The sequence below is a fragment of the Paenibacillus sp. MCAF9 genome (assembly GCF_052114265.1).
Taxonomy (GTDB): Bacteria; Bacillota; Bacilli; order Paenibacillales; family Paenibacillaceae; genus Pristimantibacillus.
Genome location: NZ_JBFREL010000009.1, coordinates 172,832 through 194,325, shown reverse-complemented (window position 1 = coordinate 194,325; position 21,494 = coordinate 172,832). Strand labels below are relative to the sequence as shown.

Below are 21,494 nucleotides of genomic sequence, written 5' to 3'. Positions count from 1 at the left end.
CATGTCTGCAAAAGAGAAAATAATGGATCTGCTTAGGCAAGCCCATGAGCAGAAAGCATCCGATCTTCATATCTCGGTTGGTTCTGCCCCAACATTTCGGGTAAACGGCGGTTTAAAAGCAAGTGGAGTCGAGCCTGTTAACTCAGAGGAAGCTATGGAAATGGCGGGTTCGATGCTTAATGAGCAGCAAATGAAATTTTTTCAGGATCAAGGGGAGATTGATTTCTCCTACAGCATGACGGGCTATTCCCGTTACCGGATTAATATTTATCGGCAGCAGGGCAATGTAAGTATTGCGGCAAGATTAATACCGACGCAAATTCCTACACTGGAGCTGCTTCAGCTTCCACAGATGATTGCGCCTCTTGCCAATAAACCTCAAGGGTTAATCCTTGTGACGGGCCCGACTGGGAGTGGGAAATCGTCAACGCTGGCTGCATTTTTAGGTTATATCAATCGAACGCAGAAGAAACATATTATTACGCTGGAAGATCCGATTGAGTACGTACATAAGAGCGAAGGATCGATTATCGATCAGCGCGAGGTAGGCAGTGACACAAGAAGTTTCTCCAATGGCTTGCGTGCTGCGCTCAGGCAAGATCCAGATGTGATTTTGGTAGGGGAAATGCGAGATTTGGAGACGATTGCTGCTGCCGTAACGGCTGCAGAGACAGGCCACCTCGTACTGGCTACATTACATACTACGGATGCGCCTCAGACGATTGATCGAATTATCGATGCTTTTCCAGGTCATCAGCAGGCGCAAATTAGAGCACAGCTTGCTGCAGTTCTAGTGACAGTCATATCTCAACGTTTGTTTCCAAGAATAAACGGTCAAGGCAGAATTGCTGCGACAGAAATTCTAGTCAATACTCCGGCAGTAGCAAACTTAATTCGTACAGAGAAGGTTCATCAAATTAGAAGCGTGATGCAGACGAGCCGAGCGTTAGGGATGCATACTCTCGATATGTCGATTAAGGAATTGCTGCAAAAGGGCATGATTGATCCACTGGTAGCCAAATCTTATTTGGTGGAGGGAGGACTCTAATGCCGCAATATAACTATCAAGTCAAGGCAAACACCGGACGGCTGATCAAAGGCAAGCTCTCGAGCATGGATAAAGCTACAGCAGTAGAGGAGCTTCGCAAACGAGGCTTAAAGGTGTTGTCGGTTCAAGAGGTTCGATATACGGTCTTATCGACCGAACTATATATTGGGAATCCAGTAAAAGGGATTCATTTCATTATTTTTTGCAGACAATTTGCAACGCTCATTCGTGCAGGTGTTACACTCGTCGAATCAACCGCCATTTTGTCTGAGCAGACGGAGAGCAAACCACTGAAAAAGGCTTTAGTCGATGTGAACTCGTCCTTGCTAAGAGGGGTTTCGTTCTCGCAAGCAGCGCAGGAGCATAAACGAATTTTCCCGCCGATGTTCATCAGCATGGTACGCGCAGGCGAGGAAACGGGAGATTTAGAGGGTACGCTGGATCGTCTTGCTGTATTTTTCGAAAAAGCACATACGACGAAGGAAAAGATCAAATCGGCGATGACCTATCCGATTGTAGTTGGCATAATGTCTCTCGCGGCGGTCGTTTACTTGCTTCAAGGTGTTGTGCCGCAATTCGTCACGATGTTCGCCTCATTTGACGCAGAATTGCCGATGATCACGAAAGTCGTATTGTCATTAAGCGATAGTATATCTAATCAGTGGTATATATGGTTGCTGGCTCTAGTGGCTATCCTCACTGCCTATCAATTTGCGATACGCTCGGAGCGAGGAAGTTACTTTATTGATTATGCGAAGCTGAAGATTCCGATTTTCGGCAAGCTGCTCCAGAAGGGCGCTATCGCTCAAATGACAAGGACACTTTCTTCACTGTATGCGAGTTCCGTGCCGGTATTGCAGTCTCTGGCTATCGTAGAGCAAGTCGTTGGCAATAAGGTAATCGGAGAAGTAATCCGCAAATCAGGTGACTCGCTAAGACAGGGTAGTCCTTTATCCGATCCGCTCAAAAAATCTTGGGTGTTCCCGCCGCTCGTTACGCAAATGATAGCTGTCGGGGAGGAAACGGGGGCGCTTGATCAGATGCTCTCGAAAGTAGCTGATTTCTATGAAATGGACGTTGACAACACAGTTGACCGTCTTAAGTCGTTAATAGAGCCGCTATTAATTGTATTTCTGGCTGGCGTTGTTGGTTTGATCGTTATGGCGATCATGCTGCCGATGTTTAGCTTATATTCTACTGTTGGGTAAGCACAGGATGCGATGAGTCCGCTCATCTATCTGTTGCTATTCATAAATAAACTATTTTCAGGAGGAATTACAAATGCAAATGTTATTGAAACGTTTTAAAAAGGAAGAGAAAGGTTTTACGCTAATCGAGCTCTTGGCGGTAATCGTTATTTTGGCTGTTATCGCGGTAATCGCGGTTCCTTTGATTGGTAATATTATTAAAAACACAAAAGATGATGCTGATGTTGCAACTGCTCGTCAGGTTTATGATGCGGCTCGTTTGTATATTACATCAGAAGAGAACGGTGATTTTAAAAGTAAAACTGTAAAAGTCGTAGGAACTGGTACTACTGCATCAACTAAAGGGTTAATCAGTATGGGATATCTTGAACCGCAAATCATGTTGCCTAGTAATAAAGAACCTATAACTAATGGATTAGTTAAATTTGATTCTGACGGTAATCTAACCTCAGTAACGTTGGCGACAGGAGGTACTGCTGCAGCCCCAACAATTGCAGATGGATCTCTTCTTACAGGCGCCACAGATAATATTACAGCTGCCGGTAATAAACTTTATATTGGTGCCACTGTACTAAAAAGTGGGAAATAGTAGATGAGGTTACGGGAGAGTAACTAATGATTAATTAGTTATTCTCCACAATAATAATTTTAATGATGCAAGATTTTTAGAAATAAGAAAGCGACCAATAACCATGAACCTACTAATCTCCATCTACCTATTCATCCTCGGCCTCATCTTTGGCTCTTTCTTTAATGTAGTAGGACTTCGAGTCCCAATGAAACAATCCATTGTGAATCCGCCTTCGCATTGCCCGAATTGCGGAAACCGCTTGAAAGCTAGAGATCTTATTCCGGTATTAAGCTGGCTGTTTGCCAGAGCGAAATGCAGACAATGCAGTGTTCCGATATCTGTTGTTTATCCTCTTGGAGAATTAACGACAGGTCTTTTGTTTTTATGGATATACTTAACTTTTGGAATTTCGTGGGAAATGGTAATTGGTTTATTGCTCGTCAGTATGGGAGTGATCATCACCGTTTCTGATTTGAAATATATGCTTATTCCGAACCGGATTTTGCTTGCTTTTGCGCCGCTATTTATCATTCTTCGTCTTATTTATCCGCTGGACTCCATTTGGATTCATGTGTGGGGAGCTCTGCTTGGCGGGGGTGTTCTGCTGCTGGTCGTAATAGTGACTCGCGGCGGGATGGGAATGGGCGATGTGAAGCTGATTATGCTGCTTGGCTGGATTATTGGATTTAAAAATTTAATTCCAGCTTTTATGATTGCTTGTTTAGCAGGAACTCTTGTAGGTGGGGCGCTCTTGCTGATGCGTATCGTTCAGAGAAAACAGCCTATACCTTTTGGCCCGTTTCTTGTGTTTGGTGCATTATTAGCCTTTGCTTATGGCGAGGATTGGATTTCGTTTTACTTATCGATATTTGAGTAGCAGGATGTGATGATTAATGATTACGGGATTGAACCGAATAGGTTTGACAATCGATCATACAGGTGTTCGATATGTGAAAGCGAAGAAGAAAAAGGGCTGGGAAATCGAAAAAAGCGGCTTTTTGCCTTTTGCAGCAGGATTAATAGTAGAGGATCAATTTACAGCGGTTGAGGAGCTTCGAAATCAGCTTAAGCACTGGGTAAAAGCTGAAAAGCTAACAGGGGCATTTGTTACTGTGTCGATACCGACTTCTCAAGTGATTATTCGTAAGCTTTTTATTGAATCGTCAAATGCAAAGGAATTAAAGCAGCTGATCGAGCTTGAAATCGAAACAGCCCTTCATTTGCCTTTTGAAAAACCAGTATACGACTATGTGATCATATCTTCAGCAAATGATAGAAGTGAAGTGCTCGTTTATGTGTCGCCGCTCAAATGGATTCAGCAGTGCGTGGCACTATTAGAGGGTGCAGGTCTAAAGGTAAAGTATGCTGAATTAGCTTCTACTGCTCTAGCACGGGCTATTAAAGAGAAAAATGATACAAAGCTAGAGAGCACGATGCTGATTAATTTGGATGATTCGAATATTGAAATTTATATGTTCCATAATAGCCAGCCCGTATTTATGCGAGTCATGAATGAATATGAGCAGCTAGCGATCAAAGAGACGGGACTTGCTCCTGAATTAATAGCTAGCATCAATGCGGAAATTTCGAGACTATTAAACTTTTATCAATATAGTATTCACGAGGGCCAATCGAAAATAACGCATACGCTTGTAACGGGCAATGTCATAGGAAAAGAGCAGCTCATTAGTGAGTTCAGCTTGCTGCAGCCGGACATGCTGGTTGAAAGCCAAAGCTTTGCTTCCTCATCACCTCAGATGAAGGGCAATGAAGCGGACGAATACCGCATGGCGTTTGGACTTGCGATTAGAGAAAACAAGGATAAGGCTATAAATCTTCTTCCAGAGAGAAGCATTAACAAGAAGCAATTTTCTGCTCAGCTTGTCGTTGCAGGTGTCCTTTGGTTTGCATGCCTGATCGTCATTGTGTCCTTGTATGCAGGGGCTAGCTCTAGTCTGCAAAAGCAAACGAAAGCAGCTGACGCTCTGACGCAAAGCAATGCTTTATTAGAACAAGAGCTCGCTAATTTAAACAAGCAAAGTCAGCTCGATGTTGATCCGGAGTCAGTTATTAAGAGCATTCGAGAGCATCGACAAGATGCCGTCGCTGTCCTTGATCAATTGCAAGACCATTTGCCAGCACTCGCTGCTATTCAAACGATGGAGTACAGCAAGCCGGGCTCCATAGCACTTATTGTGAAATTTGTTGATATGAAGGATGTTGCTGATTATTTAAGTGTTTTAAGAACGCTGCCTTTTTCAGGCGGAGCGCTGCTTCAAGGCTTTACAGGGACAGAAACGCAGCAAATCGCCCGCTTCGAGATGAAATGGAAGGGTCAGCTGGAAAGCGAAACGCAAGATACTACGGGAACGACAGAAGAAGGAGGAGTTGCTGCTAATGGATAACAACAAAAACCATTCGCTCATCATCCTCGCGATCATGCTGATGTTTCTCATTTTGCTAGTTAGCTATGTGACGATGCTTCAACCGGCTTATAAGAAGCTTGGGGACAAAAAAGATCAGGTTGTTCAGTTGCAAAAAACGACCGAGCTGCTGACCAAAGCTCTTAGCAACAAAAAGGAAAAAGGGAAGTTGCCCGAGCAAGAGATTCAAGCGACTTTGCCGCTTTGGGACAATACGGAGCAGATGATCGTCAGTTTGAAGGAGATCGGACTGAGCACACAAACAAAGCTGAGCAGTGTTTCATTTAGTGTATCGGAAACGAACCAACTGAACACTTTAATTGGAACTAAAGAACCGATGTACCCAAGTGTAAAAGAGTTGAAGACGCAGTTAGTCATACAAGGCAGTTATGAACAGATACGGAGCTGGCTTGTTGAGGTTCAGAAGCTGCCACGTTTGGTCATCGTTGATAATATCCGATATTCAATGGCGATTAGCGGATCCATTTCTGCAGAAATTTCAATTACAGCCTTTTTTGATCCTTCGTATGCGTTTATGCTTGATAATCCGGTTTTGCCAAAAGCAGCTGAATAATGCTGCTGCTAATCACGAATAAATAAAAGCGCGAGTACGATTTGGTGTTGATTTCCAAGTCTTTCGTGCTTTTTTTATTTGAACATTCATACATCCTTCATGCAAGCTGCTGCTGATTGTCATACTATTGTCATAGGAAGTGGAGTGTCGGCGGTTGTTAGGTTTGCGGAAAAAGGGCATAATGGAAGCATAGGAAAATACATAGAAATGGGGAACGGGAATGTCTTATAACGACCGTTTCATACGGGCTTGCCGGAAGGAACAAGTAGATCAATTACCTGTATGGTACATGCGACAAGCGGGACGATATGATCCGGAGTATCGCAAAATAAAAGAGAAGTATTCTTTGCTTGAAATATGCAAACAGCCGGAGCTTGCGGCTGAAGTAACGATGATGCCGGTTCGTAAGCTGGGTGTCGATGCAGCTATTTTGTATTCTGATATTATGAATCCAGTAGCATCTATCGGAATTGATTTTGATATCGTAGCTAATATTGGGCCCGTAATTGCGAACCCGATTCGTTCGGCTGCTGATGTTGAGCGCTTGAAGCCGATTGATGTGGAGGGCGATCTAGGCCATGTCATTGAGACAATTCGGATACTGGACCGTGAGCTGGAAGTGCCGTTAATTACGTTCGCTGGTGCACCATTCACTATCGCCAGCTATTTAATTGAAGGAAGGCCATCCAAAAACTATTTGCGTACGAAAGAAATGATGTACAGCGAGCCGGAGCTATGGCATGAATTGATGCGTAAGCTTGGCGACATGGTCATCACTTATTTGCGCGCGCATATCGCGGCAGGCGGTAAAGCCTTTCAATTGTTCGACAGCTGGGTAGGCGCTTTGACGCCAGCGGATTTCCGGAAATTCGTCTTGCCGACGATTGAGCGTATTTTTGCAGAATTGTCAGACTTGCCGCAGCCGAAAATTTACTTCCCAGGCGTAAGCTCAGGAGAACTGCTTCCGGAACTATTAAATGTCAAATCAGATGTTATCGGTCTCGACTGGCGCGTTTCGATTGCAGAAGGCCGCCGGAGACTGGATCATGGCTTTGCCGTGCAAGGCAATCTAGACCCTACCATTCTGACTGCGCCAATTAGCGTGATTGAGTCGTATGCGAAAGAGATCATCGATAGCGGAATAGAGGAGCCAGGATTTATTTTCAACCTTGGTCATGGTTTGTTCCCTGAAGCATCACTCGAGAAGCTGGCTCAGTTAACTGCATTCGTACAATCGTATTCTAAAAAGGCAATCGCTGCACGCAGCCATAAGGAGACTAGTCATGTCTGAGCATAAAGCGAAACAAATAGGCGTACTTGTAATGTCCTACGGAACGCCGGAATCGATGGATGATGTTGAAACGTATTACACGCATATTCGCCGCGGCAATGCACCAACTCCTGAGCTGCTTGCTGAGCTTAAGGGTCGTTATGAAGCGATTGTAGGCGGGGTTTTCCCGCTGCGTGAAAATACGAACGGTCAGGTTGCCGGCTTGCAGGACAAACTAGAACAGCTGGCTCCTAACAAATTCACATGCTACCAGGGCTTGAAGCACGCAAAACCGTATATTGAAGACGGTGTTGAGCAAATGGCGAAGGACGGCATTACGCAAGCGGTGGGTATCGTACTTGCGCCACATTTTTCAACGATGAGTGTGGGCAGTTATATTAAACGTGCGGAAGAAAAGGCGAAAGAGCTAGGTATCGCGATGACTTTCATAAAGCAATACCATATGCATCCGAAATTGCTTGAGGCGCTTACGGATCGCGTTGTAGCTGGATTAGAACGCTTGGATGCTGCTACAGATGGTGAAGAGCGTGTGAAGGTACTCTTTAGCGCGCATAGCTTGCCTGAAAAAATTCGTGAGCTAGGTGATCCTTATGAGCAGCAGCTGCTTGAAACATCCGCAGCGGTTGCGAAAGCAGCTAACGTGAAGGATTGGCAGTTTACTTGGCAAAGCGCAGGACGAACAAGAGATCCTTGGCTTGGCCCTGATATTTTGGAAACATTGCCAGTGCTCGCTGAAGAGGGTGTAAAAGCAGTACTTGTTGCACCAGTTGGTTTCGTATCAGATCATTTGGAAGTGCTGTACGATCTTGATATTGAAGCACAAGCTGCTGCGAAAGAGCTGAATATGACTTTGGATAGAATTGCGATGCTGAATCGTGATCCTTTATATATGGAAACATTGGCAGAATCGGTCATCGAGGCTTTGGACAGCCAAGGGAAGGAATGAATGAGATGCGGAGAATCGGAAAACCTGATCGAATTGTCATTATTGGCGGAGGGATCAGCGGACTGAGCTCCGCTTTTTATTTGCAGCGGGAAGCGGAGCGGCAAGGCAGAGAGCTGGAGATAACCATCGTAGATGGGGCTCCTGCCTTAGGCGGAAAAATTAATACGCTGCAGCGTGACGGGTTCGTCATCGAGAAAGGGCCGGATTCTTTTTTGGCGCGCAAGCTTGCCATCATTGATTTGGCGGAGGAGCTTGGCATAGCGGACGAGCTTACGACAACGAATCCAGGAGCGAAAAAAACATATATTTTGCATCAAAGAAAGCTGTTTCCGATGCCGGCGGGGCTCGTGCTTGGGGTTCCGACTGAAATTGGGCCGTTCGTGAAAACAGGCTTATTGTCATGGGGCGGCAAGCTGCGAGCGCTGATGGATTTGGTGCTGCCTGTTCGCAAGGAGCAAAGCGATGAGTCGCTTGGCGGTTTTTTGGAACGGCGAGTAGGCAATCAAGTAATGCGGCGCATCGCAGAGCCGCTGCTAGCAGGTATTTATGCAGGTGATCTGAAAAAGCTAAGTCTGCAAGCTACGTTTCCGCAGTTTGCCGCGTCAGAGCGCAAGCATGGCAGCCTTATTCGCGGCATGCAGCATAACCGTAAAGTGAGTGCTGCTGCAGGAGCGCTTCCAGCCGTCGCAAAGGGTGGAACTTTTTTGACGTTCAAGGGTGGTTTGTCTTCGCTTGTTAACGCACTAGATAAAGCTTTGAGTAAAGTGCAGCGACGACTCAGTACAAAGGTTGTGGAAATTAAACGATGTGCGGATCTAGCATTAAGCAGCGATCAAGCTGTTTCGAGTGCGTCAGAGGGAGCTCGTTATGAGGTTGTCCTTGATAGCGGGGAGACGCTGTGGGCGGATCAAATCGTGATGACGGCACCTGCATATAACGCGGCAGAGCTGCTTGCGCCTTTGACAGAAGTTAATGAGCTGCGCGCTATTAATTATGTATCCGTTGCGAACGTCGTACTGGCATTTGATAAAGCGACGTTTGGGCTCGATTTTGACGGATCGGGATTTGTAGTGCCTCGCTCAGAAGGTTTGCAAATTACAGCTTGCACATGGACATCAAATAAATGGCTGCATTCGAGTCCGGAAGACAAGGTGCTGCTTCGCTGCTATGTCGGACGGTCGGGTGATGAAGAAAGTGTTAGACTTCCGGATGCTGAGCTTATTAAGGCTGTACGGCGAGATATTGAAGAAACAATGGGCATAAAGGCAGAGCCTTTGTTTGTTGAAATTACGAGGTTGCCGCGCTCCATGCCGCAATATCCGGTGGGTCATGTTGAGAATATGAAACAGCTGCGAGAACGCTTCGAACAGGAGCTGCCAGGAGTTTGGGTTACGGGTGCAGCATTCGATGGAGTAGGTCTTCCGGACTGCATAAGACAGGGCAAGGAAGCTGCTCAGGAACTATTAAAGTAAGCTCGCAATAATAGTTCTCCCCGCGAAGGTGGATCATTGCTATAATGGAAGAGTCTAGCTATTCATAGACTTTGATTCTATTAAAGAGGAGCCATCTTCCATGCACATATCACGTTCTGAAACGCATCAGCAGGATAGGTCTAAACGTAAAAAGAGGCTTCGAAGACTCATTTTCGTTAATTTGTCGCTGCTAGGCATCATTATCATCATATTAGGTGCCTGGCTTGCGGCTGAAAATTCAGATAAGCTCAAAGAGTTGTTAAGCTTCGTAGGTAATGGGAATAAAGGACAAAATCAAACGGTTAACACAGGTGATAAAGGTTCAGAAAAAGAGCCGGATTTAACAGAAGACGTCGATTTGTCTGGAAATGATACAGGGTCCAATCTACCAAATGAAGAGGAAGATACTTCTGCTGTAACGGATCCTAACGGAGCCGGCAGCGAGGAAGAGAGAGTCAGCCTTTCCTTTGTAGGGGATTTGCTCGTTGCTGATTATGTGAGCGCCATTACTGCCCGTGAAGGCTATGAGTATCTCTATCAACCTGCCATGCTGTACTTAAGCGAACCGGATCTGACGGCTGGCAATTTGGAATTTCCAGTAACGAAGCGTGGTACTCCGGTAACCGGAACGCCATATGTGTTTAAAGGTTCGCCTGATGTTCTTCCATCGATACGCAATGCAGGCTTTGATGTTTTGAGCTTAGCTAACAACCATGCGCTTGACCAAGGTGTTGAGGGCATGCTCGACACGATGAAATATTTGGATGAAGCAGGCCTATCGCATATGGGGGCGGGCAATAATGATACCGAGGCTTTCACTCCGGTGATCAAAGAGGTTCGGGGCATTAAAGTAGCTTATATTGGCCTCAGCAGAGTCGTGCCGTTCTCTTCATGGAAAGCGGATAAAAATACAGCAGGATTAGCTGAAACCTATGATACTCGGCGTGCTACTGAAGCGATTGCGAAAGCAAAGAAGGAAGCCGATATCGTTGTCGTGATGGTGCATTGGGGCAAGGAACGAGTCGATCAGCCCGAACCTTATCAAAAAGATTTTGGCAAACAATATATCGATGCGGGAGCAGATCTGGTGATCGGAAGCCACCCGCATGTGCTGCAAGGCTTCGAAATGTATAAAGGCAAATGGATTGCATACAGTTTAGGAAACTTTATTTTTAGCTCATATCCCAAGGAGACAGCGGGAGAGACTGGTGTTCTTGACGCTGTATGCACAAAAAATGGGGATTGCGAGATGACGTTTCATCCGATGTTTACAGTTAATGCGCAGCCTACCCCACTCGAGGGTGAAAAAGCAAAAGCGTTACTCGATCGGCTAACATCGGTCTCCTTTGGCGTAAAGCTGAACGAGGATGGACGCATTACACCTGAAAAATGAGCCGAGTGAGAGGATGAGCGTTTAATGAAAAATCCGTGCGTAGCGCACCGAGGCTGGTCTAGCCGCGCGCCGGAAAATACGATGGCAGCTATACGATTGGCGCTCGCTGATCCGCTAATTGAATGGATTGAAATTGATGTTCATCTTTCAAAGGATCATGTACCGATGGTGATTCATGATTACACGCTGCGCAGAACGACAGATGGAAAAGGCGATGTGAAAAAAAAGACGGCTGATGAGCTTGCAGCACTGGATGCGGGCAATTGGTTTTCACAAAAGTATCAAGGCGAGCATATTCCGACGCTTGCTCAGGTGCTTAAAGAATCAGTCGGACATTGCAAGCTTAACATCGAGCTGAAGACAGACGGCATCCGTTATCCGTTGATCGAGCAGAAGGTGCTTGAATGTATACAGGCATATCAAGCAGAAAGTGAAGTAGTCATCACGTCCTTTCATGAAGGGACATTATACCGAATGAAGCGCCTATGCAGCCAAATTCGTACCGGTATTATTATAGACGGCTGGCGGAATTCGCTGCCTAAGGAGCTAAAAGAGCTTGGAGCAGATTTTTTATCGATCAGCTATTCCAAGCTAAACAAGGAACGAGTCGAGCTACTGAAAAATGCAGGCATTCAAATTATGGCCTGGACGATCAATGAGAAACGTGCGATCCGTAAAATTGCTGCACTTGATCCGGAATTATTAATATGTACAAATTACCCGGAACGCTGGCATGAGCTGCGGGCTGAAAGCATGGAATTAGAAGTAGTAAATAGAAAAAAATGATTAAAAATAATAAATAGAGTGCAAAAAATAAGATAGCAAGCTTTTTTGGGGTTGTGTATAAGCAGGAGGTTGCTCGCTAGATGGTAGGATGGATAGATGAATGGTGGTTGCGTCTGATTATCGGCTTAGTGGGCAGCTGCTTTATTGCGGCAGCAGCCTATCATGTGAAATCATTGTCTGCTTCAGGCGCATGCTCGGCGATCGTAATGGGAACCGGCTTCGTAACACTAGGTGAACCGGTCTGGTTTGGATTATTGATCGGTTTTTTTGTTTCATCGAGTGTATGGTCGAAGTGGAAGAGAAAACATAGAGCGAAGGAAGCTGCTGAAGCCAAATATGCGAAGACGGGCCGCCGTGATGCAGGGCAAGTATGGGCAAATGGTGGCGTAGGACTCCTATTATGCGCCGCTCATGCAATTTGGCCTGATGAAGGGTGGCTATTCGCGTACATCGGCGTGATGGCTGCTGTAAACGCGGATACATGGGCCACGGAGATCGGGGCCTTAAGTAAGACGGCGCCGCGATCGGTGACGAGCGGCAAGCCGGTCACGCCTGGAACGAGCGGCGGCGTCACGCCGCTCGGCAGCGCAGCAGCGCTCGCAGGCGCCGTGTTCATCGGCACCGTTGCCGCGCTGCTGCTTGCGACCCCGCAGCCAGCAGAGGCTGCTGCGGGTACGCTTGGCGGCGCGGCGGCGGTATATATCGCCGCAGCGGCCGCCGCTGGCCTGGCCGGGGCGTTCGCCGACTCTTTGCTCGGCGCAACCGGCCAGGCCATGTATCGCTGCCGGGTATGCGGCAGCGAGATCGAGCGCGCCGCGCATTGCGGCAGAGCGGCGGAGCAAGTGCGCGGCTTCGCCTGGCTGAACAACGACAGAGTGAACCTTCTGTCGTCGTTATTCGCAGGCGTGCTAGCATGGGGGATCGGTCAAGTTTTTCTGTGACCGATGCGAATAGCTAATGTGAAAAGACTGATCAGGATGAAGAAATTCATCTGATCAGTCTTTTTTAACAAACCCGCGCAATAAGCACAAATATGCGCTTACAGCACCAAAAGTAACCTTACTACCTGTCTGTAAGAACACATACGTGCTTACAGAGCAAATTCAGCGCATGAGCAACCTCAAACCCGCGCAATAAGCACAAATATGCGCTTAAAGCACCAAAAGTAACCTTATTACCTGTCTGTAAGAACACATACGTGCTTACAGAGTAAATTCAGCGCATGAGTAACCTCAAACCCGCGCAATAAGCACAAATATGCGCTTACAGCACCAAAAGCAGCCTAATTAGATGTATGTAAGAACACATATGTGCTTACAGAGTAAATTCAGCGCATGAGCAACCTCAAACCCGCGCATTTAGCACACAAATGCGCTTACAGCACCCGAAATCCAAGGAGGGACTCTTATGAACGACAGTTTTAATCGAGAGTGGTTAACCAATAAATTTGAAGAAATCCGAAAAAGAATGCTGAAGGCGATCGATCAGCTTGATGATGACCAGTTGAATTGGCAGCCTGATCTCGCTAGTCACAGCATATCGATGTTGATCAATCATATAGATGGCAATATTGAAGAGAGAATCGTAAAAGGCATTTTACGCGAAGACAATAAAAGAAGCCGTGACAATGAGTTTAAACCTGAATATGTAAAGAAGGCAGTCTTGCAAAAGATTATTCAGGATAGGCTGCAACTGGTCATCGATACGATTCAGACGATTTCGGATGAAGCGTTGGAACAAACCCAAACGGTGAGGAACCGGGAAAGAACGAACTTGGATATGCTGCATCAATGTGCTGCCCATTATTCTGAACATATGGGACAACTATTCTATATTGCAAAACTATGTTTGAAAGAGGAATACACATCCACTTCAGTGGTTCGCCCAAAGTCATACGAATAGATTGCAGAACCAAAAGATTCATTGCCATTGCTAAGGAATCTTTTGGTGTTATCCGAGCTCTACAAAATACCTGCTTAACGCAAAATATATCCGCCATCAGGAAAAAGGGTGCTTCCAGTTGTATACGTATTAGTCATTAAATAAATCGTAGTATGGGCTGCTTCGTCAGCTTGACCGATTTTGCCTAACAGATTGATTTTTGCATAGGCATCATAAGACTGGTCTCTGACTTCCTGCTCTGCACCTTCCCAGTTGAAATTCGTATGGATGGTGCCGGGAGATATAACGTTGACACGTATCGGAGCAAGTTCAACCGCCAGCGCTTTGCCAAGACTTTCGATAGCGCCGTTGCAGGCAGCATAGGAAGCGCCGCCCTCAAGCGGCCGTTGGCCAAAGGCACCGGACATGAGCACAATTGAGCCATTCGAATTAATAAATGGAGCAGCGTATTTCACCGCATTGTACTGCGGCCAAAATTTTGAATTGAAGCAGCTGTGTGCAACCTCAACACTTGACGTAATTGGTCCTCGAACATAGGAGGCTCCCGGTGTAAACAAATGGTCGAAATGACCGATCTGCTCGAAAAAAGACTGAAGCGCCAGTTCATTCTTGTTATCTAATGCATAGGCTTCAACATGCTCATGGCCTAAGTACTGCCGTGCAGCATCCAACCTTTCTTTGGACCGGCCGGCAATGACAACTTGAGCCCCTTGCCCTATCGCTTGTTTTGCAGTCGCTAAGCCAATTCCTGAGCTTCCTCCGATAATGACGATACGTTTATTTTTTAATGAAAAATTAGACATGATCATATTCTCCTTTTGCAGTCAAATCACTTCTAATGTTTATTATTCATGACAAAAACAAGACTGCCAAGTACGCACTTTGTTCGTACTTAGTACGAAAAATCGTACTAATCATAAAAAAATATAATGACTGGAACTAACGTGCGCATGCAAATAACATGCGGTATGATGATAGTGGAGGGGATACGATGATTACGGATTTGAAGGAGCCGAGGCTAAAAGGTGTACTTACCACCCTTCATATGATTGGCGGGAAATGGAAGCCGCTTATATTGTTTATTTTATTAATTGACGGGACCAAACGATTTGGTGAACTAAGACGGCTTATTCCTGATGTCTCGCAAGGCACGCTTGCGAAGCAGCTTCGCGAGCTGGAAGAGGATGAGCTCATTACCCGTGTTATCTATCAAGAAGTGCCTCCGAAGGTGGAGTACAGCATTTCTGAACACGGAAGAACACTGACCTCGGTGCTAGACAGCATGTGCGGCTGGGGTAGGGAGCATTTGGCTTACGTTAATACGAAGGAAATAAAATAATCAATCCAGCTTCTCAAAAATAAACAGCAAAGAGACCGTCAAGCAGGCTTGACGGTCTCTTTTCGTATTTCGGTTATTTCGTCAATTGCTCCATTTGACCAATAAGCTCTTCAAAGACGCTCATTGCTTGCTCAATTGGCTCAGGTGAAGACATATCCACGCCGGCTTTTTTCAAGATATTAATCGAGAAGTCTTTGCCGCCGCTTTTGAGGAAGCCAAGATAACGCTCAACCGCTGGCTCGCCTTCCTCCAAAATTTGTTTGGAGAAGCTGGTTGCAGCTGAGAAGCCCGTTGCGTATTTGTACACATAGAAGCTGTTATAGAAATGGGGGATACGAGCCCATTCCATTTCAATGTCTTTATCTACGACCATGCCTGAGCCGTAGTACTGAACGTTAAGATCGTAATAGATTTTGCTAAGGTCTTGCGGCGTTAACGAATCGCCTTGCTCCGTGCGCTCATGGATGATTTTCTCGAACTCTGCAAACATCGTTTGACGGAATACGGTTGTACGGAACTGATCCGCATAATAAGTGAGCAAATACATTTTTTCTTTTGGATCAGTTGATTTGTTAAGGAGATAATCCATCAACAAAGCTTCGTTTAATGTCGAAGCAACCTCAGCAAGAAAAATCGTATATTGTGCGTCGCGGTAGTTCTGATTTGTGTCCGAATAATGGGAATGCAGAGCATGACCCATTTCGTGCGTCAATGTGAACATGCTGTTCAAGTTGTTATTATGATTGAGCAATACATACGGATGCGTGCCGAAAGCGCCCCAGCTATAAGCACCGCTGCGTTTGCCTTCATTCTCGTACACATCAATCCAGCCATTATCGAAGCCCTCTTGCAGCACCTTCAAATAATCTTCGCCCAGTGGCTTCAAGCTTTCTTTTACTGTTTTTTTGGCTTCCTCATACGTAATGTCCATTTTGAACTCGTCAACGAGCGGTGCGAACAAGTCGTACATATGCAGCTCATCCAAACCGAGCAGCTTTTTGCGAAGCTCCATATAACGATGCATCAATGGCAGATGCTTATGAATGGTGTTGATAAGGTTTGTATATACTTCCTGCGGAATGTTGTCACCATAAAGGGACATATCCAGCACGGAGTCATATTTGCGAGCTTTTGCATAAAAGCTGTTTTTTGTAACGTTAGCCGTCAATGTTGTAGCAAGTGTGTTTTTTAACTTGCCGTATGTTTCGTACACTGCTTTAAATGCCTCGCGGCGTACGTCTTGGTTTTTGCTCTCAAGAAACTGTATGTAACTGCCGTGTGTCAGCTCAACCAATTCGCCTTTTTCGTTTTTCACTTTTGGGAATTTGAGGTCTGCATTGTTCAGCATGCTGAAGATTGTACCGGGAGCGGAGCTCATATTGCCTACTTGTGCAAGCAGCGCTTCCTCGTCTTTGGATAAAATATGAGCTTTCTGGCGACGCATTTCTTCGAGTGTGTGGCGGAATTTGGCAACGGATTCGTTCGTTATCAATTGCTCCAGCTGCTCATCGGATAGACTGAGAACCTCAGGTGTGATGAATGATAATGCTTCGCCGGATTCCACACTTAGTTTTTTGGATTTCTCGGAAAGAGCCTGATAAGTAGGTTCTGCCGTATCCTCATGATGCTTCATATTTGCATATACATAAAGCCGTTCAACATGCAGTGACAATTCGTCTTCAAGCTCGAAGCAAGCTTTAAGCTGCGCGACGTCGGCTAATTTGCCTTGGAATTCGGATATTTTTTTGATTAATCCTTTTGCTTCTGCATATTCCTTGTCCCATGCCGCTTGGCTTGCGAAAATATCCTCTAGCTTCCAGCGGGTCTCAGGTGCCGATTCTGAACGTTTAGGTACGTGATTCATCGAATTCCTCCTTGGTATGGATAAGGTTGGTAAAGCATGCTCTGCATGTGCCGCGGTCTCATTTGTAGCGGAAGCACCTGGCACGAGGCTTAAAACAAGCAGCAGGGGAAGCCATTTCATCCAGTTATCACCTCAGGACACAGTTTGTTTCTACTATGTCCGTACGGGATAATGAATATTCAGCTGCCTGCCGGCTAAGCTGTACCCATTGTGAAAAAAGCATATACGATCAGAAAAAACGCAAATGCAATAAATCCAATGGATACAAGCGCAAGACCTCTGCGTATGCCAGGAGGCAAGGTATCTCGTTTCATGATAACGATGGCTCCTAGCGCAAAGGCTGCAATAATGAAAATAACTGAAGCGGTAGCATCCATTTGAAGGTAAGTCCTCCTGATTGTAAGCTGGCCTCAAAAGGCAGCATTCTAATTTTACCTATGCACAAATGCGTAACGATATGTTCGCCGCGATGTGTGAAATATCCTGCTGATTGGTTAGAAATAGACTGCTTATACTTCCTTTAGCGCACTCATAATGGATGCTAGTTCATCTTCGCGTCCAACAAAGTCAGCTGCGCGAAACCGATTCTGTGCCCAGTGAAGCATCTCAGGGCGGCTAATAAAAGTATGTGTGTCCTCGCCCCATTGATCAGAAATTTCCCGAACAATAAGTGTTTTGCCTTGAACTTCAACCGTCAACATATTGTATTTGTCGGTCTTGTAAATTTCGTGTTTCTTAAACATGCGTAAATTCCACCCTTATAGTAGTTAATTATGGTATTCTTATCATCATAGCCATTATGGCGGCGGTAATCAATACGACGCTGCAAGAAGAAGCTATAGCTGTAACGAGAATAGTTGAGATGAGACGAGCAGAGGAGAGTGCAAGAATGAGTAAACAGGGCTATGAGCAAATGGGAGTCGCGATGACTTGCAGAAGCTACGAAGAGTATTTAAGGATGTTTGATTTACAGCAGGAGGATCTTGCTAAAGGGGAAATTCTTGATGTTGCAGCCGGGGGTTCGTCATTTACTGCAGAAGTAAACGAGAAAGGTTTTTCAGCAACTGCTGTTGATCCGCGCTACGGGGCAGGAATTGAGCAATGGATTTCTGAGGCTGCTGAGGAAATCGAAACATCAACGGCGAAGATTGCAAAAATTCAGGAGCATTTTGACTGGAGCTATTACGGGTCGGTTGAGAATCATCGAGCTGGACGCGAAACATCCATTGAGCGATTTAAAGCCGATGTATTAAGAAATGAGAATAAACAAATCTATATAGATGGCAAGCTTCCAGAGCTGCCCTTCAAGGAAAATCGCTTTTCACTCATTTTGTGCAGCCATTTTATGTTTTTGTATGCGAATCAATTTGGTCATGAATTTCATTCGCAGGCTGTTCTGGAACTGATGCGTATTTGTAAACCAGGCGGTCAAATTCGAATTTATCCGCTTATATCGCTTAACTGGGAGTCTTATTCGGAACTAGATAACTTGATTGCGATGATAGCTGCTAACGGAGGGCGCACAGAGCATGGAAACTCAAACCTTCCGTTTATCCCTGGATCTAGTCAATATTTGAAAATTTTACTTTAATTGCTTTTTTGAAATGGGATAGCTATAATAATTTTACTCGCACGTTCAAATAAAACGGCGGTCATATTTAGGAGGTTGTTCAATTGAAAGGAACAGTTAAATGGTTTAATGCAGAGAAAGGCTACGGCTTTATCCAAACAGAGGGCGGAGAAGACGTATTCGTACATTTCTCAGCGATTCAAAGCGATGGCTTCAAATCTTTAGATGAAGGGCAAGCGGTTGAATTCGACATTACTGAAGGTAACCGCGGTGCTCAAGCGGCCAACGTCATTAAACTATAGGAAAATGTGCGAATGGAGAGGGTTCCCTGGAAGCAGGGAGCCCTTTTTTAATATGAACATATTACCATTAACAGTATTTTTAGATTCTAATGTCAGCCTTTTATAAATAATCAAAGCATTTTTTATATATTTTGAAGCTGGACTATTAAACCATCTTTGCAATACGAATTTCCAAGCCATAATCAGATCAATAGATAACGTGAAATAACCGCCGTTTGCGCTTGCTTTCATTGACCAAGACCTGTTTGCAATGATAAACTGTTGCTTGGAAACTTTGTCAGGGGAGCGAGCATAATGAAATTTAAATTGTTCAAAGACCGTAAAGGAAAGGCCGATCAGGCTAAAAATAACAAGTTCGTCAAGCTTGGACGTGAAATTTATGTACAAGCCCGCAGAGGCGGACCAAACCCAGACGCGAACTTTGGTTTGAAAACAGCGATTGCCAACGCAAGAGCGGAGCAAATGCCAAACGATAATATCGAGCGTGCGATCAAGAAAGCAGCTGGTGCAGGCGATGGCGTCGAATACGATGATATTATGTATGAGGGTTATGGCCCAGGCGGCGTAGCTATTATGGTTAAATGCTTGACGGATAATCGGAATCGTACGGCAGCGGACGTTCGTTCTGCGTTTAATAAACGTGGCGGCAATATGGGTGAGAGCGGCTGTGTAGGTTATATGTTCGACCATAAAGGATTGCTTGTTGTCGATCGTGAAGCTCATGAGACAGATGAGGATACGATGATGATGGTTTCGCTTGAAGCTGGAGCTGAGGACGTTATCGTCAATGACGACAGCTTTGAAATTTTGACACATCCGCATGAGTTCGAGCAGGTGAAGAATGCGCTTGAGAAGGAAGGGTACACCTTCGTAAATGCTGGCGTGCGCTGGCTTCCGCAAACGATTGTTAAAGTCGACGGCGAAAATGCGGAGAAGCTGCTTAAGATGATGGATGCTTTTGAAGACAACGACGATGTGCAGGATGTATACTCCAATTTTGAAATTGTAGAATAGTATCTGCGTAAGCAATAAAAAAGGCTGCTCCAAGCGTAGGTGATACGCCTTCTGGAGCAGCCTTTGTTTAACTATAAGAAATGATTTCATTTGTGACACTGAAGGTGTTTTTGCTTGGATGAACTAGAGCTCATTATCGGTTCGTGCGACTGAAAAAGTATCTTGTTAGGAAGGCAGCTGCTGCAACCAGTGCTAAGGCAGCTCCCATACGAAAGAAGGTCTCGCGTCCGAAATGCTCATAAATATAACCGCCGAACATGCCGCTGATCACACCGGCAAGTCCAGTCCAGACAACGGCATAAACGGCTTGGCCGGATGCGCGGAACTCGTCGGGAATCAGGTGGGACAAATAACGCAGCGCAGTTGAAAAATAAATGCCGAACGAAACGCTGTGCATGGCTTGGGTAGCAATTACCCAGCGTGGATCTTGAATGTCGCTTAGCAGCCATAGTCTGACAGCATACATGATGGATGCGATCATAAGCAGCGGCAGCTCCTTAAATTTATGGCCGTATTTGCCGAGCAGAAACAAGATCGGAATCTCGCTCATCGCGGACACGAGCCATGCAAGTCCAACCAAAGAATCGCTTGCTCCCATTTGACGCATGGTGACGGCAAGAAATCCCTCGTACATACGGTGCGGGATCGAAATGGTCAAAATAATTAAAAAGAACAATAGGACATCGCGCTGGCGAATAAGCTTAAAGAATCCAGAGAAATCGATTTTACGAGCGCTTCCTTGATAGTCTCTAATTCTCGTCGTTAAGGCGAGGGTGATGGCTATGGTACAAAGTGCTAGCGGAAGCGTCCACTGTGAGCCAATTTCTTTTAGAATAAGTCCGAACGTATAAGCCGTTACTGCAAAGCCAAGCGAGCCGAATATGCGTATTAAAGCGTATGGCGTTCCGGTGTACTGACTTGATAATAGCAGCAGACTGTCACTTAATGGATTAATAGGTGTCTGAAAAAAATAAAAGCCCATCATAACAAGGCAAACAAGAGCAAAGTTCTCAATAGGGAAAAGCAATGAAATCATGACAAGCTGTCCAAATAACAGAATCATAAGCAGTTTTTTTATCGTTCTGAATTTGTCGCTGGCTATCCCAAGAAGGATATTCGCAAAGATTGATATGAACGGTCCCGTTGAGTAAATAATTCCAATTTGCTGCTCAGAGAAACCTCTATCCAAAAAGTATAACGGGATAAAGGAAACAACCATCGCAGCGGTAGAATAAGAAGAGAAGCTGTAAATTCGCAGTGAAAGTGTTTCCTTGCGTGCAGTCGAAGAGCGCTCTGCTGGCGCAATCTCAGATGTGTCCATCTTTTAAAGCTCACTCCATCTCTTTACAAAAACAATATGGTTCTCAGTATAACATGGATTAGTTATCGAACCAATGAGATTTGAAGCTGGATTATTATGAGCTGAGATGATACATTTAGAGGCGGAGGTTTACAATGGGTGCTTATCGTTTTGACTGGAATGAACGGCTTCGGATCCGTATTCCCGTGCTGGAAATGGAATGGGAGCAGTATGCAGCAGCTGTGCAGCTTGCGATCGTAGAGCAGTGGGAACTCATTCGTGGGACGATCCCCGATCGCGTGAAAGAGTTTGAAGCGTTCATCAATGAAAAGCAGGCAAAGCTGTTTGAAGAAGATAGCTTTGAGCAATCCTGTATACTAAACTATGAAATTGCCGATTATGCAAGTAGGATAAACGACCTTCATATTTGGTATCGCCTAGAGCAGCAATTAGAGCCGCGCTGGCATTCATGAACGATTTTGAGGAGAGGT

The 21,494-nt window shown here is 45.3% G+C and carries 23 protein-coding genes; 18 read left to right on the top strand and 5 right to left on the bottom strand.

Going from position 1 to position 21,494, the window contains the following annotated elements:
* Position 1 precedes the first annotated feature (1 nt).
* The 13 genes from AB4Z45_RS17365 (at position 2) to AB4Z45_RS17305 (ending at position 13,614) form a co-directional block, all read left to right on the top strand.
* Positions 2–1,048 (top strand): type IV pilus twitching motility protein PilT, encoded by a 1,047-nt coding sequence (locus AB4Z45_RS17365; protein WP_441910501.1) that lies wholly within the window; start codon positions 2–4, stop codon positions 1,046–1,048.
* Positions 1,048–2,256 (top strand): type II secretion system F family protein, encoded by a 1,209-nt coding sequence (locus tag AB4Z45_RS17360; RefSeq protein WP_441910500.1) that lies wholly within the window; start codon positions 1,048–1,050, stop codon positions 2,254–2,256. Before AB4Z45_RS17365 ends, AB4Z45_RS17360 begins: the two co-directional genes overlap by 1 nt.
* 73 nt (positions 2,257–2,329) lie before the next feature.
* The gene (locus AB4Z45_RS17355) at positions 2,330–2,845 is read left to right on the top strand and encodes a type II secretion system protein (RefSeq protein ID WP_441910499.1); all 516 of its coding nucleotides are present in this window, start codon (positions 2,330–2,332) and stop codon (positions 2,843–2,845) included.
* A gap of 103 nt (positions 2,846–2,948) precedes the next feature.
* Entirely contained in the window at positions 2,949–3,704 is a 756-nt protein-coding gene (locus AB4Z45_RS17350; protein WP_441910498.1) for a prepilin peptidase, read from the top strand.
* 16 nt (positions 3,705–3,720) lie between these two features.
* A complete protein-coding gene (pilM, locus tag AB4Z45_RS17345; protein ID WP_441910497.1) occupies positions 3,721–5,232 on the top strand; it encodes a pilus assembly protein PilM in 1,512 nt (503 codons plus the stop codon).
* Entirely contained in the window at positions 5,225–5,824 is a 600-nt protein-coding gene (locus tag AB4Z45_RS17340; protein WP_441910496.1) for a hypothetical protein, read from the top strand. The genes pilM and AB4Z45_RS17340 overlap by 8 nt, the downstream gene beginning before the upstream one ends.
* A gap of 220 nt (positions 5,825–6,044) precedes the next feature.
* Entirely contained in the window at positions 6,045–7,115 is a 1,071-nt protein-coding gene (gene hemE / locus AB4Z45_RS17335; RefSeq protein ID WP_441910495.1) for a uroporphyrinogen decarboxylase, read from the top strand.
* The gene (gene hemH / locus AB4Z45_RS17330) at positions 7,108–8,061 is read left to right on the top strand and encodes a ferrochelatase (RefSeq protein ID WP_441910494.1); all 954 of its coding nucleotides are present in this window, start codon (positions 7,108–7,110) and stop codon (positions 8,059–8,061) included. The genes hemE and hemH overlap by 8 nt, the downstream gene beginning before the upstream one ends.
* Before the next feature lie 5 nt (positions 8,062–8,066).
* Positions 8,067–9,533, top strand: coding sequence for a protoporphyrinogen oxidase (gene hemG / locus AB4Z45_RS17325; RefSeq protein WP_441910493.1), 1,467 nt, complete (start codon positions 8,067–8,069; stop codon positions 9,531–9,533).
* Between the two features lie 100 nt (positions 9,534–9,633).
* Positions 9,634–10,926 carry a CapA family protein gene (locus tag AB4Z45_RS17320; RefSeq protein WP_441910492.1) on the top strand — a complete coding sequence of 431 codons (1,293 nt, stop codon included), beginning with the start codon at positions 9,634–9,636 and terminating at the stop codon, positions 10,924–10,926.
* Positions 10,927–10,950: 24 nt separating this feature from the next.
* A complete protein-coding gene (locus AB4Z45_RS17315) occupies positions 10,951–11,712 on the top strand; it encodes a glycerophosphodiester phosphodiesterase (RefSeq protein WP_441881016.1) in 762 nt (253 codons plus the stop codon).
* Between the two features lie 80 nt (positions 11,713–11,792).
* On the top strand, positions 11,793–12,653 hold the full coding sequence (locus AB4Z45_RS17310) for a DUF92 domain-containing protein (RefSeq protein ID WP_441910491.1): 861 nt from the start codon (positions 11,793–11,795) through the stop codon (positions 12,651–12,653).
* 466 nt (positions 12,654–13,119) lie between these two features.
* The gene (locus AB4Z45_RS17305; protein ID WP_441910490.1) at positions 13,120–13,614 is read left to right on the top strand and encodes a DinB family protein; all 495 of its coding nucleotides are present in this window, start codon (positions 13,120–13,122) and stop codon (positions 13,612–13,614) included.
* Between the two features lie 74 nt (positions 13,615–13,688).
* Here AB4Z45_RS17305 and AB4Z45_RS17300 read toward each other — a convergent pair whose 3' ends face one another.
* A complete protein-coding gene (locus AB4Z45_RS17300) occupies positions 13,689–14,417 on the bottom strand; it encodes an SDR family oxidoreductase (RefSeq protein WP_441910489.1) in 729 nt (242 codons plus the stop codon).
* Between the two features lie 188 nt (positions 14,418–14,605).
* On the opposite strand from AB4Z45_RS17300, the gene AB4Z45_RS17295 reads away from it, so the two are divergent.
* Positions 14,606–14,953: a winged helix-turn-helix transcriptional regulator gene (locus tag AB4Z45_RS17295; protein WP_441910488.1), complete on the top strand. Its 348-nt coding sequence runs from the start codon at positions 14,606–14,608 to the stop codon at positions 14,951–14,953.
* Positions 14,954–15,026: 73 nt separating this feature from the next.
* Here the strand turns inward: AB4Z45_RS17295 and pepF are convergent, their stop codons facing one another.
* From pepF to AB4Z45_RS17280, 3 genes are all read right to left on the bottom strand, one after another.
* Positions 15,027–16,817, bottom strand: coding sequence for an oligoendopeptidase F (pepF, locus tag AB4Z45_RS17290; RefSeq protein ID WP_441910513.1), 1,791 nt, complete (start codon positions 16,815–16,817; stop codon positions 15,027–15,029).
* A gap of 194 nt (positions 16,818–17,011) precedes the next feature.
* Entirely contained in the window at positions 17,012–17,194 is a 183-nt protein-coding gene (locus tag AB4Z45_RS17285; protein WP_076266818.1) for a hypothetical protein, read from the bottom strand.
* Between the two features lie 132 nt (positions 17,195–17,326).
* Entirely contained in the window at positions 17,327–17,560 is a 234-nt protein-coding gene (locus AB4Z45_RS17280) for a hypothetical protein (RefSeq protein ID WP_076266819.1), read from the bottom strand.
* Positions 17,561–17,706: 146 nt separating this feature from the next.
* Between AB4Z45_RS17280 and AB4Z45_RS17275 the strand changes: the two genes are divergently transcribed.
* The 3 genes from AB4Z45_RS17275 to AB4Z45_RS17265 all read left to right on the top strand — a co-directional run bounded on the left by AB4Z45_RS17275 (position 17,707) and on the right by AB4Z45_RS17265 (position 19,703).
* The gene (locus AB4Z45_RS17275) at positions 17,707–18,408 is read left to right on the top strand and encodes a class I SAM-dependent methyltransferase (RefSeq protein ID WP_441910487.1); all 702 of its coding nucleotides are present in this window, start codon (positions 17,707–17,709) and stop codon (positions 18,406–18,408) included.
* Positions 18,409–18,491: 83 nt separating this feature from the next.
* A complete protein-coding gene (locus AB4Z45_RS17270; RefSeq protein WP_054024152.1) occupies positions 18,492–18,689 on the top strand; it encodes a cold shock domain-containing protein in 198 nt (65 codons plus the stop codon).
* 294 nt (positions 18,690–18,983) lie between these two features.
* Positions 18,984–19,703: a YebC/PmpR family DNA-binding transcriptional regulator gene (locus tag AB4Z45_RS17265; protein WP_441910486.1), complete on the top strand. Its 720-nt coding sequence runs from the start codon at positions 18,984–18,986 to the stop codon at positions 19,701–19,703.
* 133 nt (positions 19,704–19,836) lie between these two features.
* Here AB4Z45_RS17265 and AB4Z45_RS17260 read toward each other — a convergent pair whose 3' ends face one another.
* Positions 19,837–21,024 (bottom strand): MFS transporter, encoded by a 1,188-nt coding sequence (locus tag AB4Z45_RS17260; protein ID WP_083681702.1) that lies wholly within the window; start codon positions 21,022–21,024, stop codon positions 19,837–19,839.
* 134 nt (positions 21,025–21,158) lie between these two features.
* Between AB4Z45_RS17260 and AB4Z45_RS17255 the strand changes: the two genes are divergently transcribed.
* Positions 21,159–21,476, top strand: a complete 318-nt coding sequence (locus AB4Z45_RS17255; protein WP_076266822.1) for a hypothetical protein — start codon at positions 21,159–21,161, stop codon at positions 21,474–21,476.
* Positions 21,477–21,494: the final 18 nt, after the last annotated feature.

Excerpts from the sequence above, each read along its gene's own strand:
- AB4Z45_RS17365 (WP_441910501.1), top strand. The coding sequence starts at position 2 with ATGTCTGCAAAAGAGAAAATAATGGATCTGCTTAGGCAAGCCCATGAG.
- AB4Z45_RS17360 (WP_441910500.1), top strand. The coding sequence starts at position 1,048 with ATGCCGCAATATAACTATCAAGTCAAGGCAAACACCGGACGGCTGATC.
- AB4Z45_RS17355 (WP_441910499.1), top strand. The coding sequence starts at position 2,330 with ATGCAAATGTTATTGAAACGTTTTAAAAAGGAAGAGAAAGGTTTTACG.
- AB4Z45_RS17350 (WP_441910498.1), top strand. The coding sequence starts at position 2,949 with ATGAACCTACTAATCTCCATCTACCTATTCATCCTCGGCCTCATCTTT.
- pilM (WP_441910497.1), top strand. The coding sequence starts at position 3,721 with ATGATTACGGGATTGAACCGAATAGGTTTGACAATCGATCATACAGGT.
- AB4Z45_RS17340 (WP_441910496.1), top strand. The coding sequence starts at position 5,225 with ATGGATAACAACAAAAACCATTCGCTCATCATCCTCGCGATCATGCTG.
- hemE (WP_441910495.1), top strand. The coding sequence starts at position 6,045 with ATGTCTTATAACGACCGTTTCATACGGGCTTGCCGGAAGGAACAAGTA.
- hemH (WP_441910494.1), top strand. The coding sequence starts at position 7,108 with ATGTCTGAGCATAAAGCGAAACAAATAGGCGTACTTGTAATGTCCTAC.
- hemG (WP_441910493.1), top strand. The coding sequence starts at position 8,067 with ATGCGGAGAATCGGAAAACCTGATCGAATTGTCATTATTGGCGGAGGG.
- AB4Z45_RS17320 (WP_441910492.1), top strand. The coding sequence starts at position 9,634 with ATGCACATATCACGTTCTGAAACGCATCAGCAGGATAGGTCTAAACGT.
- AB4Z45_RS17315 (WP_441881016.1), top strand. The coding sequence starts at position 10,951 with ATGAAAAATCCGTGCGTAGCGCACCGAGGCTGGTCTAGCCGCGCGCCG.
- AB4Z45_RS17310 (WP_441910491.1), top strand. The coding sequence starts at position 11,793 with ATGGTAGGATGGATAGATGAATGGTGGTTGCGTCTGATTATCGGCTTA.
- AB4Z45_RS17305 (WP_441910490.1), top strand. The coding sequence starts at position 13,120 with ATGAACGACAGTTTTAATCGAGAGTGGTTAACCAATAAATTTGAAGAA.
- AB4Z45_RS17300 (WP_441910489.1), bottom strand. The coding sequence starts at position 14,417 with ATGTCTAATTTTTCATTAAAAAATAAACGTATCGTCATTATCGGAGGA.
- AB4Z45_RS17295 (WP_441910488.1), top strand. The coding sequence starts at position 14,606 with ATGATTACGGATTTGAAGGAGCCGAGGCTAAAAGGTGTACTTACCACC.
- pepF (WP_441910513.1), bottom strand. The coding sequence starts at position 16,817 with ATGAATCACGTACCTAAACGTTCAGAATCGGCACCTGAGACCCGCTGG.
- AB4Z45_RS17285 (WP_076266818.1), bottom strand. The coding sequence starts at position 17,194 with ATGGATGCTACCGCTTCAGTTATTTTCATTATTGCAGCCTTTGCGCTA.
- AB4Z45_RS17280 (WP_076266819.1), bottom strand. The coding sequence starts at position 17,560 with ATGTTTAAGAAACACGAAATTTACAAGACCGACAAATACAATATGTTG.
- AB4Z45_RS17275 (WP_441910487.1), top strand. The coding sequence starts at position 17,707 with ATGAGTAAACAGGGCTATGAGCAAATGGGAGTCGCGATGACTTGCAGA.
- AB4Z45_RS17265 (WP_441910486.1), top strand. The coding sequence starts at position 18,984 with ATGAAATTTAAATTGTTCAAAGACCGTAAAGGAAAGGCCGATCAGGCT.
- AB4Z45_RS17260 (WP_083681702.1), bottom strand. The coding sequence starts at position 21,024 with ATGGACACATCTGAGATTGCGCCAGCAGAGCGCTCTTCGACTGCACGC.
- AB4Z45_RS17255 (WP_076266822.1), top strand. The coding sequence starts at position 21,159 with ATGGGTGCTTATCGTTTTGACTGGAATGAACGGCTTCGGATCCGTATT.